Raw genomic sequence first — 12,831 nt, 5'->3', positions numbered from 1 at the left:
TGGGGGCTGAAATTTCAAAATACGAAAAGAAAATCGGGCAAATCGTGAAGCGGGGCAACAGGGCCCCTCTGACGACGTGAGTATTTCAGCAGCCTGCTAAATGCCTAATGCGATATAGCAAGTCTGGTGGCGCCTTCACGTTACAGTCACCCCTTCGCATCTCGGCACTCATATGCTCGGTGGAGTGCTCTGCCGGACTGCAAAACCTCACAAAACCAGATCTCATAAAGTTAGTGGATTTGGCAAGTACCAACAAATAAATGACATACAAAATTATCGACCTCTTTGCTGGACCCGGTGGTCTTGGAGAGGGCTTTGCGGCCTACAAGAATGGATCCATTTTTGACATTGCACTGTCAGCCGAAATGGAATCCAGTGCTTACAAAACACTCACCTTGCGCAGCTTCTTTCGAAAAATACGTGGGGACCAGAAAGCCCTGAATGCCTATTACAGTTTCTGCGAATCAGCCGATTCACCGCGTCCGGGCGATCTTTTTCCACTCGCTTGGAGGGCTGCCGAAGAAGAGGCACATCAACTGACTCTAGGCGATCCAACAGACAACCAAAAACTAGATGACCTCCTAAATCAAGCAAAGCTGCATGAAGATAGAACTGTGCTGATCGGCGGCCCACCCTGTCAGGCCTACTCGCTTGTGGGGCGTGCCCGCAACATGGGCAAGCAGGACTATGTTGCCGAAGACGATCACAGACACTTTCTGTACAAAGAATATCTTCGAATCCTGCATCGCAGCCGTCCAGCTGTTTTTGTGATGGAAAATGTGAAAGGAATTCTTTCAGCAAAGGTTGGGGGAAAACTGGTTTTTCATGACATCCTTCGCGACTTGACAGATCCCGGCAAAGCGCTTGGCAAAAGAAGCGGCGCGCGGTACACCATTCACTCACTTGTTTCACCTGCGAAGTTTGAGTACGGAGATGATCCCGAGGATCTCGATGCCAGTGAATTCATTATCAAAGCGGAAAAATTTGGAATACCACAGGCAAGACATCGCGTGATTTTGCTAGGCGTGCGAGAGGACCTTGGCTACGACGGAACAAAGTTCTTACGGGAATCTGATCCGCTTTGTGTTGAGGATGCCTTTTTAGGAATGCCACTTTTGCGCAGCAAACTCAGCACAAACGACAGCGATACAAGCTGGTGTGAAGCGGTACTTGGCAACGCCAATAGGCTCTACAAAGATGCCCGTGAGCAGCGCATGGGCACACTGGCTGAAGAACTTAAAGCGGGCATGCTTCGTATGAACGGGAGTCTCGCAACAGGAGCGCTCAGATTTCCCCGCCGCAACTCCTCCCATGGACAAACAAGATTTCATAAGTGGGTGCAGGATCCTAGGCTCAATGTTTGGCTGAACCATGAGACACGGTCACACATGTCCAGTGACCTTGCCCGCTACTATTTTTCCGCTGTTTACGGTCAAACCTTTAACCGTTCACCCAAGGGCCATCATGATTTTTCACTCAAAGGTCTTGCCCCTGACCATGCCAACTGGGAATCAGGCAAGTTCGCTGACCGATTTCGGGTACAGCTACAAAAGGCACCGAGTTCGACTGTGACTAGCCACATCGCCAAAGACGGCCACTATTTCATTCATCCTGACCCCCGGCAATGTCGCAGCCTCACGGTTAGAGAGGCAGCAAGATTGCAAACGTTCCCAGACAATTATTTTTTCCAAGGCAATCGTACCCAACAATACCATCAAGTCGGGAATGCGGTGCCATCGCTGCTTGCAAACAAGATTGCTCATGTCGTGACAACGATTTTGAGCAATACATGATCCCAATTGAATAGATTTGTAAGTTAGCCGCTGAAAATCACTCCGCGACCTAGAAGCATTGAGGCGCAATCAAGTGGTTGATGTTCCGTTAAATTTCAGCTCAGGAATATTGGTAGCTACTTCAGAGTAGCGCGCGCTCATAACTGCATCTTTGCATTCGGGCCTTTTAGCCCACTCGGACACCATCTTTCCACCAGCTGACTCATGCAACACTTCATTAACCTCTTTGGCCCACACGGCAATTTGCGCCAACATCTCGGGTGATACACCCTGCTTATTCCAGACTCGCTCAAGATCAATACGATGACCGAGCTTTTCGGAAAGCAGCGATATCGTGTAGGCCACTACATTAGCCTGAAAAGCTTGGAACATTGGGCGCAAGTGTTTCTGCGTATCGCGGTATAACTTGGCCTTAGCGATCATGGCCTTGTATTCTGCGACTGTAGGCATAGCGACCTCCTGACCATCAACTGGCGTGAGCCCTGCCATGAAACGATCAAAGTTCTTTTGCGATCCCAAACTAACAATTTCGGGTTTCTTGTCCCAAGCATTGATGTACTTCGCGAGATCCGTTTTAGTGATGCGACGTGCCGTGGGAATTGCTTCTTTTAAAGCTTTGAGTTTTGCGGGCGTAGTCCCCTCGCGTGCGAGTAGCGTGTTGTAGCTCCCAGCAGCTCGCTCGTAAAACCATTGGCCCACGCCGTCAGGGCAAAACACTGAACGTGAGAGCTTTTCGATTTCGACGTGAAATGGTTTGTTGGCTGAAAGATCAGATTGGCGTACAGCGTTTTGACTGTTGGCATACCGGGAGATGTCTGAGACCAGCGCCTCCTCCTTTGTGGAATCTTCATCACGCATGACGATGATCTTGGCCGGCACGCGCACGCGGCTAAGGTCGGTTTCCGGAAACTTCTTCTTGGTAAAGTAGATTGAGGCTGTCGTCTGTCCGCCGTTAACGATTTGGAGGCCTTTGAGCCACAGGATGCCGGTGGTGCCTTCGCCGCCCGCCTTGTCCAGTTCCATCTTGTCGGCGACGATCACGATGCCGTTGTTGTAGGCCATGAAACGTTCGGGGGCGGTGCGCAGGGTATTTTGAATGCCAGCGTTCACCCCCTTGCCTTTGACACTCAAAAAGGAGCGGACATTGGCTTCTAGGAGTCGGGCTCCGAATTGCTCGTATAGCAGGCGTAAAGCCTCAGCGGGAATGGCAGTCAGTGCGTAGTCGTAATCGCTTTCGCCAGGAACATAGACGCAAGGCAACGGGCTGCCGCATACCAATTTGAAATCGACAATCAGCTCGTCGCGTGGCTTGCCCTCAGACCAGTGTCGGTGAAGGCGCTGGATGTCCATGACTTCCAGTCGAACGGCCTTGCCACCGATGTCGCGCGTCTTGAAACTCTTGGACTTCGCCACACGATCAGTTAGAACGTAGACCCGAATTTGCTCCAAATCATCATAGATTGCCTGCAACGTCTCGGCCAAGGAGCGTAAATCGCTTGATGGATCGAGCTTCTCCGCCATCTTGCCTTCTGCACATAGTTTCAAGAAGCGTATACATTGTTCGACTGCAGTTTTGGTTTCTGCATCGGGGACGTGAGTAGGCACATCCACGTTGTCATAGAGGCTGACGAAAAGATCAAGTTGGTCACCTTCTTCGGACAGAGCGTAACCACTCAGGCGCAAGTTTGCACCCGCCACCTTGATCATGCCCGAGTGGCACTCCACAGGTTCAAAAGTCATGCCAATTTCAGACATGTGCTCCATCACGATACTTGTGAAGACAATTTCTTCATACAGTGCGCCATCACGCATTTGCGCTTTGACGGCGCTCTGCGTCTCTCGCAGGAATTCAGACAAATCCATATTCAAATCGCTCCCAGTTGTTTGAGGGCTACATCGACCCCCACGTTGTCGCCCGGAACTTTGTCCAGATCGATTTCATACATAGCCCGCGTGATCCCCGCGGGCGCGATGCCGGGAGTCAGCCTGGGAAATCCCGCGCCGACCTTGACTATCCGGATGTCGTTCAAAATAAATCTGCGGGGATAACGGCCTTCGTGCGAGTCAATGTAGCCTGCGGCGAGAAGCCTCTCGGAAAGCAGCCTCGTGGCCTCCGCGTTGCCTTGGATCGCGACACGCATGGCCGCGATAAATTCCGGAAGGTTCTGCCCGGACTCGACTTGTCGAAACCGGGTGCCCGCCACGAACAAAGGCTGGCGAACCGAATCGTCGAGTTGCTCGAGCGAACCGATCTTGGCAGGGAAGCCCTTCGCCGAGAGGGTGGCCTTGACTTCCAAAGCTCCTGTGCCGATTTCAAAATCCTGAATTCCGTCGAGCGGGCCAACCCAGGCCTCAATGGCTTGGGCTGCAGCGACTCCGGCGCTGATGATCGTGCCCAGAATCACAAGTTCGCCGACCAGGCCGATTTCGGCTTCGGGGCTCAGTGCTCGCGTGCCCTTGCGCATGAACTCTTGCCATGCGCCTACGCGACCGATGCAGACACGAGCGAGACGCGCCTCATTGTCACCCGCGGCTACCGCGTCATCCAATGCTCCAATGACATCGCACGACATGGCAGCGAAAAGTTCGGTGCTTCCTGCGGACTTGCGGGTCAAGGCAATCCAGAGTTTTCCCGCGCCCTCGAGGTCGGCGCGCTCCACGGAAAATCCTTGCCCCTCCGGGAGCTTGTCGGCGGCGGGTATTTTTGCGGTCGGGAAACCAACCAACACCGCTTCGGCGTTATCTGGAGAGCGGCGGCCCGCGCGCACTTCCAGGGGGCCGGATGAAGGCAGGGCGATCGAACGCCAGCCGAACTCAGCATCGTCAGCGGACAGCGACGACCATGCCAAAAGGAAATCCTTACTCGGACGGGCCATATTCTTGCATCCAATAGAGAAGGGTAGCTGCATATTCGACACGTATACCGTTGTCGCACGATGGGAACGCGATAGCAAACGCCATGATGGGTTTATCCCACTCAGGCACTATCTGATTCTCGGGAATTTTGTCCTTGCCCTTGTAGGGCGATAGTGGATACAGAAGCAACAAGCCGCGATCTGAGGGCCCACCCAGTAGCCCGCGCGCCATGCGTATGCCTTTACCACTTGGAATGGTTGGTGGCTCCTTTCGGCTGCGAGCAGATTCGGGCTTCCAGGCGGCAAGGGTAAGCTCAAGGGCCTTACGCCAAGCATCATCGTCAAGATCTATGCTTTCGTCAGATGGATCTGTGAGCACACCAATTGCAAACTTGGCTTGCTCAGCAGGGACCTCAAGATTTTTCAGTGCATCGGGTGTGCGCATAGGGTACTTATGAACGCTGATACCGCAAGAAAAATCATGCCTATCACCAACGCCGCTGCCCTCGGCCAAGAGAGCGACACTCCATTGTTTCAGCTGGCCAATCTCAACCATTTTCGTGATGAAGTCAGCCAAGACAGTTGCTTTTGCACTGGTCGCGTTAGGGTGGGTGACATAGGACCCCAAGAACGAAAGAATTTTGGAGGACTCGACGTCTCTCCAAAGAGTTGATTGCTCCCATTTGTCTGCGCTGCCATCACGTTTGTATTCGGGGCCGACCACTGCTGGTGGCCCCATAGACGCAAGGAGCGCGTCTGCGGCTGCAAGATTGCCCGCCTGGATTTTTGCATCTCGATGAAACAAGATGGTTTGAGGGCGCGACCCACTGTATGTGAGAGACAACGTTTCTGAATTACGCATTTTCAGAGGTGAAGTGATCGTCAAGACTTCGTGTGATTTGACTTTCAGCCCATACTTCTCGGGCGTGAGACCCGCCGCTACCATGAAGTCAAACTCTTCGCGCAGCTCTTCGGAGGCATCGGCAATGTGGCCGAACCATTTCACTAAATCAGGAGAGGTGTAAAGACGGCAAAGGTCAAGGTATCCATGGCGATAACCGAACCAACGGCCCATTTGCATGAGCGTGTCGTACATCCGCGTTGTTCGGATGAAATAGCTAACGCAGAGCCCCTCAAGCGTAAGTCCCCGAGCTAGTTTGTCGCCACCGATGGCGATGACCTTCAATGCCACGCCAGGAGCAGCGTAGTCGAGCGCGTCTTTGGCGGTGCCGTTTATGGAACGTACTTCGATGTCTCCTACAACAAGCGGCAAAGCGGCCAGAATTTCTTCCCAGCTAGGCATTGTGGGAGGACGCTCATGGGGTGGAGAGAGCTCGGCGACTTCGTCGCGTGTCGGAAAGAAGTCGTCTTCCCAGAGCTGCTGAAGTTTGGCAAGAAGCTCGATCGCGTCGATTCCGCGGGTAATTTTCTGGCGCATCCGCCGCACGGTTTCTTCCACTTGTTTCCGCACTAGATTTTGAACCGCCACAAATCGTGTCGTGTGGATCAGCATGGAGCTGTGCTGCGAACCCTGACCGCGAAGCTCGCGGGCTGCGCACGCCAAGACAAAAGAGTAGACCGCATCGCGAAGCGACGGCGGAATGGTTTCTTGCCCGTTGTAAGTTGGCCTGTGATTCTTATTGTGCTTGGGCGGCATCCACCCGGATTCGGTTTGTGGATCGTAGTTGTCGACGATGTCGCGTGCTAGAGGCAAAGCTCCCACACGGCCCTCTTTAGTCATGCGGCCAAAGAGTCGGGCAGGCCCGACGTAGTTCGATGGGGCGGCCAAGTTGATGATGAAGGAGCGCGGAAACAGGTCCGGGCCTTCTTTAGCTGTCGTGCCCTTGTGGTGGATGAAGATATTGGCAAAGGGGGTGGCGGTATAGCCCACGTATGCCTTACGCGTGAACGTCTGCAGGACTTGGCGGATCAAACTATTGATCGTTTTCGGTTGATGCTCTTCGTCAGGTGACCCGTCTTCTTTGAACAGTTGCTCGCCTGTGTCCACCGAAGCATTATCTGCCTCATCGTCGATCATCAAAAGCGGTAGCTTGGTGATGAGCTTGCGCCCGTCTTCATCGTCGGTGGCGTCGGTAACCCGTGTTTGCAACCATTTGAGTAATGCAGTAAGGACTGTTTTCTGCTTCTTGACCACAAACAACCAGGGACGCTCTTCGGGTGAAATTCCATGGAAACGTTTGGCAGTGACTTTGCTGAAATCGCCGTTATTCGCTCGCGTCGTAGCGCAATTGGTTTTCAAGTCATCACCAAAAAAGGCAACACCAATTGCTTTACCTGCACCGCGGTCGTCAGTGGTTTCGTAGCCTAGGAAGCCTTCTTCAAGGCGCATTTGCGTTTGCGAGCGCAAATTGTTGTGCATGCCAGCCAAGACAATGATGATTTTGTAGCCCGCGTCGGCTGCCTTGCAGATCAACCCTGAATAGTTGCTGGTCTTGCCAGATTGCACATGGCCGACGACCAAGCCGCGACGATCCCATGCGCTAGTTCGCAATGGGTCTTCTAAGAGTCCCAAGATGTTGTCGGTGGCCTCGTCCAAGCCGTCTACAACCACGTCGGATAGCTTGTCCTCTTGGTAATCGCGGTAGCGACGCCAGTAGTGCCAGTCCTTCTTGCGCGCGGCATTGAGCCAATCTAGATGCCCATGGTCGTCCTTGAGCGTGGTGGCCTTGCCCATCCAATGGCTAAACCGCTGAATCAAGATGGCGACGGCTTGCTGCTGGTCGATTGGTAGAGGGCTATCGGTCGCGAATATGTCGGCGGCACGATTCACTTTTTCAGCGATGAATGTCGGCGTGATCTTAGATTTGTCTTTTTCGGCCTTAATGAGTCGCTGCGCCGTGGCAACAACGTTCTCGAGCAATTCGGCTTGCGCGGCGGCAGCTTCTGATTCGATCATTTATCCAGTCCCAGTTTTGCGACGAGCGCGGGGTATTTTTGGAAGGGTTCTGTGCGTAGCAAGGACTTGCGGGCCTCTTCGATCGACAGCCCCTTGCGCTCCAAGAGGTCGTCGAAGAGCACTTGGGCTACCTCGACGACGGCCTCGTTAGGCTCGCCTTCGAAGCCGGTGCGCGGCGTTTCTTTGTTTTCGGCGGTGTCGAGCCAGATGCGTTGCACCGGCACCGTTTCCTCGATCACGCGGAGCATAGACTTGACCAGCGGCCCAAGAGCTCCAGCTTTGGCCAGCACGGCGGCGACCGATGGATGGGTCTCTTCAATCCGATACCGAATGCCCGCTTTCACTCGTTCGGCGCGCCATGCTTGTTCGATCGGGACATTACCTTGCGAGGGCGCGGGTGTTCCGCGAAAGGCGAATACTCGACGAGCCTTCTCGCGGGTGTTTTCAGCCAGGGCCATAAGCCAAGGTCGGAGTGATACAGGAGGGCGAGCGGTCGATTTTCGAACGTCGATTTTCCAATCGGCATCCGCCGTATTAGGGATGTCGATACGGATGCGGGCCAAGCGATGGGCCTCTTCTCGATTCCATGCTCGGGCATTGCCAAGGCCAAGCCAGCCGCCAGCCACAAGTAGCCGTTCGTTGCGGTAGACATAGAAGCCCTGCTGCGCGGTCCAGCCAGCCGGGCCGCCGTTGTCTTCAAATTCGGCGGGGGTCAACCTATCTCGGTGCGGCAGGACATGGCACTGTACGGCAATGGAGCCGTATTCGGTGGAGTGATTAGTGGTTGGAGACGACCATGGCTTGGCGGGGTGCCCCATCATGAATGGGTCCCAGGGCGCTACTGCTTGGCCATTCAAAAGAAGTTTGAATTTGGCACGCGGCCCTTGAATAAGGCGATGAAAGACCATGGCCAGATGGGATTCGACGTTGTCGACCAAGTCGTTGAAGTCGTCGGCGGTGTATCCGTCGGAGACTATGCGGTCCATCAACTCCCACAAAACCAGAGTGCCCGAACGCTTGCCTTTCAAAGGGGCCAAGTAGGGGTTGGAGCCTTTGGCTGGACCCTCGAAAAGCAGCCAATCGCTGTCGGGCCGAGAGGCCAATTCTTCCAAATCCCAACGCAGGCAGCTTTGCGCTCCGTCTTTGACGGAAGCGACCGTGAGTCTGCGGCACTGGGCGAATGACGCAGTTTTAAGTCCCATGCCGAAGCGGCCAAGATCGCGGGCTTCGCGAGCGTCGAGCGGATTTTTGTCGCCAAGTCGCAGCGCGCTCTCAAGCTCGCCATCATCCATGCCGCGCCCATCGTCAAGTATGGTGATTCGGCTATGTGCGCCGTCCCAGACGAACTCGATGCGTACTTCGGTCCCGCCTGCGGAAATGCTGTTGTCGACGATGTCAGCCAACGAGGCGGCGGTGGAATAGCCAAGCCCCCGAAGTGATTCGAGCATGGCCGCCGCTCGTGGCGGCGCACTGCGCGTTTTCTGTGTCATTTCCAGTAACCCCTACCAGGCCACAAACTAAATCCCGAATACACCAAGTTCCGAATCAAGGATCGGGGTGGTGTAATTGCAGCAATGCTGAAATCTACCCAGATAGTAGTTCCTGCACCTTGCGGTTCGAACTGCACGGATGCACCAAGCCTTGTTGCTTCATCCAGTAGCTTCTGGACCTGAACTGATACTGCACTTGTACGAGTCTCAGGCTCATTTGGTTCCACGTCGAAAGTTGGAATTCCCACCTTAATAGGGAAAGGTTTATGCACGTTTTTTCGTGGTGCCTTGTGTGTGAGTGCCTCCACTAGTTTTTTGACCTGCGCTTCATCCACGAGGTCATGTGAAGAACCATATGCTTCCTCGTCTTCCTTTAGGTGCTCAGGTGTATTAGGGCCATTAAGTTCAGTCAATAAGGCGGCGAGCCGACCTGGGTTTTTCAGGTAGCGGATTGCTTTAGATTCGATTTGTCTAATGCGCTCTCGCGTAACGCCCATCTGGGTTCCGATCTCATCAAGCGTCATGGCATCGCCTTTTCCAATGCCAAATCTCATCCTAAGAATTTGCTCGTCTTTAGGCTTCAGCGTTGCAAGTATTTTGTGAACCGCTGTGACGTGCTCCTTTTCAGCCACGATGTCTATGGGATCCGGTGCAGTGTATTCATCACGAGCATCACTGGCGATCATGCTATCAATGTCGAGTTCGTGAATTGGCAGTGGTTCTCCTACGATCTTCATGTAGGCTGCAACTTTGAGTGGCGCCAACTCCACAAGTTCCGAAATTTCAACTACATCCGGGGTTCGACCGTAATCCGTTTCAAAGTCGCGCCTAGCATGCTCAATCCGTTGAAGCTTTTCATGGATATGGACTGGAACACGGATGGTCCGACCTTTGTCTGCGACGTATCGACTCACTTGCTGGCGTATCCACCAAGTGGCATAAGTCGAGAACCTAAAACCTCTTCTCCAGTTGAAACGTTCAACACCCTTTAAGAGACCGATGTTTCCTTCTTGGAGCAAATCATCCAGTGACATGCCGCTGTAGAGGTACTTCTTGGCGATTGAATGAACCAGTTTTAGGTTTGCAACAACCATTCGATCTCTAGCGGCCAAATATGCCCTCATCGCAATATGAAGCTCGTGGGCTGGTTCAATCTCTGAAATCTTTCTTGATTCGTCAAGTTCCAAAAGATAGGCACCAGACAACCCTAATGAGCCCAGTGCTTCACGCATGGCATTGTTATTTGAGGTGGTGGGTGTTTCCAGCCTTTGGGTGATAGTCCATAGGCGATCCGCATTTGCTAGAAAATCGGAAAAATCATCGTCTTGCGTAATTTCATTGGCATCGGCATCGGCTTCGATCTCCAAGCCTTTATCGCCCTTCCAGTCTTGCTCAAAGTCATCATTCTGGAATGGGTTCGTAACACCTTGTTGAACTCCCATATCGACGACATCACCCCTTGAACCAGAAGACATCCATCGCAATGGTTTTTCTTTAGTCTTCACCAATTCAGTAGCTTGGATGACAGCTTCAATACCACTGATGGAGATTGCCAACGCATCCAGAGCACAATCGATGGCGTTCTCCATGGCTTTAGAAAGGGCCACTTCTTCTTCGGCAGTCAGCAGAGCGCCGCGTTGAAAGTCGCGCTGGTAATGGCGCAATGGGTTATTGCGGCCCGACTCTAGTTCATCGATAAAGGAAATGGCCTCATCGATGATTTGCTCTTCGTCTGATGACTCACGCTTATCTACATGCGCCACGAAGCTTTCATGGTGCGTTGAATATTCATGGCGCTCATCCGTCTCCGCGCCCAGATCGTTGATGACCATGCGTAGCAATGCTTCGGCATCGATGTTTGGCGTCTGATCATCGTTAATGGTCAGGTCTTCTATGGCCTGGTTCGGTACGCTCCCTTCGCGGACCGCTCGCAGGAGGAGGAGACGCAGTCGCTCCCGGGCTTCCGCATCGTCTGCTCTAGGCAACGGCGACGCGCGCTCTGGCAAAAATACCTCGTATTCATCCCAATCGACAGAGCGGTCTATTGGGGCGTGCTTAGAAATGGCGTTTTGAACTTCTGTGGCATTACTCAGCACCATCGGATCGCCATCGGGCATAACGAGTTCAACTTCGGCTTCCCAGCCTGAAAGGTCTAACATCGCACCGTCTTCATCGAAGTCGATCAGCTGCATTGCTGTGCGAACCGTCACAACAGCACATTCAATAGTTTTATTTTGATCTGTGGCATTCAGATCTTGCGTTATGTCCGTTTCGATCTTTTCAGACTGCAACGCAAACCCGTTGAGCGAAACGTTATTGGCATGCACATCGTTCAGATCAAAGGCATTACCTGTCATGCGAGTTTGAGCAATGGATACGCAGGCGGCCTCCAAAAGCAAAGCTACTTCCAGCGCGCCTTTTGTGTGGGCGATTAGAAGTGCGTTGTTTCCCTTCTGGTCGATCAAAAGCGGGTCGGCACCAGCCTCCAGTAACTGTCTACAAATCTGTGGCTTGTTCCTCGACGCTGCGAGCATTAGAGGAGTCTGACCACTTGAATCTCTCGCATTGAGATCATCACCACGCTCAATATGAACGCGGACCGCGCCTTCGACCCCAGCAATTACTGCCATTCGGAAGAAGCTGCTCAGCGTTGGTTTGAGTTGTTCTACGGTATCGCTCATAAGATCGCCTGCTTTCTAACAGCAAAGCCGGCTCTTTTTGTTTTGTTGTTAAATTTTATATTCGTGATGTGCTCTGAATAAATGCTTGTCCGAATCACAACTTCATTGCCAGCCACTTCAACTATATCCACCAGCATGCAGCGCTTCATCTATGTTGCCGATAACTAGGCCATTGACCGTGAATGGCATGAAGTAGTCAACCCTCAACAACTCATCCCTCGCGACTTGCAACAATTCAAGGTAACGCTTGGCTTGGCGTGGTTTCATGCGCAAGTCCATTGCATCCCGCCACACTTGCTCGTAGCAATGGTGTTGATCGGCTCTGAAGTCGTAGCCATTGAAGAACACCCGCTTGAGGCTTCCTCCTGGGTTGTACGCCGCCCACTTGTAAATCGTTTCCACCGTCCACTTGGCCGCGTCAACTGCCGACAACCCGCCAGAGGTAGCGCACATAAGTGGGATCAGAATGCTTTCACAGCCCGCGTTGTTTGCCTCATCTAGGCTGGCCATGATGGCCCCGGTCAGCGTTCTGAACGTTGCAGGTATGACTTGCTTTTGTGGGGTGTAACCCATGGCACAGGCATTGACGATGTATTTGACACCTTGGGGTGCCAAGTTACCTGCTGTCATCAGGTGTGCAGTGCCCAGTGTCAAGGGCACTTGATCACGGGCGCGCAAAAGGCGGTCGCATGCTTTGTCGTAGGCTGGCCCTGCCAGTTGGCTAACGGTCCGAGCGACACCAGAACCATGCCGTAGGCGATTGTTGACAGAGGTCACCACCACATCCACACCCGACAGACTTGTGAGGTCAGTGCTCACAATGTCTTCAGCGACCATCAACAGAAAATTGTCGTCAATGAATGACAAGTGACTCCCCTTCGCATTTATTAAATTTTGACTTCTTATTGTTCAAATACTAACTTTGTTTTCATGAAAACTCGTCTTCATGACTCAAGCGTCGGTGAATATTTGAAACATTTAAATCCGTCTTACCCATCCTGTTACTGCTAATTGCTCCCCAATTGAGTCCATTTTTTGGAATTGAATGGATTTGCCACGGACTGCATCCTGCCGGGTTGGAAGCTCAAGACTTGG

7 protein-coding genes are annotated in these 12,831 nt (G+C 52.9%); 1 reads left to right on the top strand and 6 read right to left on the bottom strand.

Annotated elements, in window-relative coordinates; all coding sequences use genetic code 11:
- Positions 1–260: 260 nt before the first annotated feature.
- Complete coding sequence (locus tag QZ190_RS07250) at positions 261–1,793, top strand: DNA cytosine methyltransferase (protein ID WP_291915107.1); 1,533 nt, start codon at positions 261–263, stop codon at positions 1,791–1,793.
- A gap of 69 nt (positions 1,794–1,862) precedes the next feature.
- On the opposite strand, the gene QZ190_RS07245 is transcribed toward QZ190_RS07250, so the two are convergent.
- From QZ190_RS07245 to QZ190_RS07220, 6 genes are all read right to left on the bottom strand, one after another.
- Positions 1,863–3,656, bottom strand: a complete 1,794-nt coding sequence (locus QZ190_RS07245) for an AIPR family protein (protein ID WP_291915106.1) — start codon at positions 3,654–3,656, stop codon at positions 1,863–1,865.
- Between the two features lie 2 nt (positions 3,657–3,658).
- Positions 3,659–4,669: a PD-(D/E)XK motif protein gene (locus tag QZ190_RS07240; protein ID WP_291915105.1), complete on the bottom strand. Its 1,011-nt coding sequence runs from the start codon at positions 4,667–4,669 to the stop codon at positions 3,659–3,661.
- Positions 4,653–7,565: a Z1 domain-containing protein gene (locus tag QZ190_RS07235; protein WP_291915104.1), complete on the bottom strand. Its 2,913-nt coding sequence runs from the start codon at positions 7,563–7,565 to the stop codon at positions 4,653–4,655. Before QZ190_RS07235 ends, QZ190_RS07240 begins: the two co-directional genes overlap by 17 nt.
- A complete protein-coding gene (locus QZ190_RS07230; RefSeq protein WP_291915103.1) occupies positions 7,562–9,013 on the bottom strand; it encodes an ATP-binding protein in 1,452 nt (483 codons plus the stop codon). The genes QZ190_RS07235 and QZ190_RS07230 overlap by 4 nt, the downstream gene beginning before the upstream one ends.
- A 38-nt stretch (positions 9,014–9,051) precedes the next feature.
- The gene (locus tag QZ190_RS07225; RefSeq protein WP_291915102.1) at positions 9,052–11,736 is read right to left on the bottom strand and encodes a sigma-70 family RNA polymerase sigma factor; all 2,685 of its coding nucleotides are present in this window, start codon (positions 11,734–11,736) and stop codon (positions 9,052–9,054) included.
- A 117-nt stretch (positions 11,737–11,853) separates the two neighbouring features.
- On the bottom strand, positions 11,854–12,603 hold the full coding sequence (locus QZ190_RS07220) for a macro domain-containing protein (protein ID WP_291915101.1): 750 nt from the start codon (positions 12,601–12,603) through the stop codon (positions 11,854–11,856).
- Positions 12,604–12,831 lie beyond the last annotated feature (228 nt).

The organism is Limnohabitans sp., from assembly GCF_017848645.1.
Classification (GTDB): Bacteria; Pseudomonadota; Gammaproteobacteria; order Burkholderiales; family Burkholderiaceae_C; genus Limnohabitans_A.
This window is presented reverse-complemented; position numbering and strand designations above follow the sequence as displayed.

Coding starts and splice junctions, on each gene's coding strand:
- QZ190_RS07250 (WP_291915107.1), top strand. CDS start 261: ATGACATACAAAATTATCGACCTCTTTGCTGGACCCGGTGGTCTTGGA.
- QZ190_RS07245 (WP_291915106.1), bottom strand. CDS start 3,656: ATGGATTTGTCTGAATTCCTGCGAGAGACGCAGAGCGCCGTCAAAGCG.
- QZ190_RS07240 (WP_291915105.1), bottom strand. CDS start 4,669: ATGGCCCGTCCGAGTAAGGATTTCCTTTTGGCATGGTCGTCGCTGTCC.
- QZ190_RS07235 (WP_291915104.1), bottom strand. CDS start 7,565: ATGATCGAATCAGAAGCTGCCGCCGCGCAAGCCGAATTGCTCGAGAAC.
- QZ190_RS07230 (WP_291915103.1), bottom strand. CDS start 9,013: ATGCTCGAATCACTTCGGGGGCTTGGCTATTCCACCGCCGCCTCGTTG.
- QZ190_RS07225 (WP_291915102.1), bottom strand. CDS start 11,736: ATGAGCGATACCGTAGAACAACTCAAACCAACGCTGAGCAGCTTCTTC.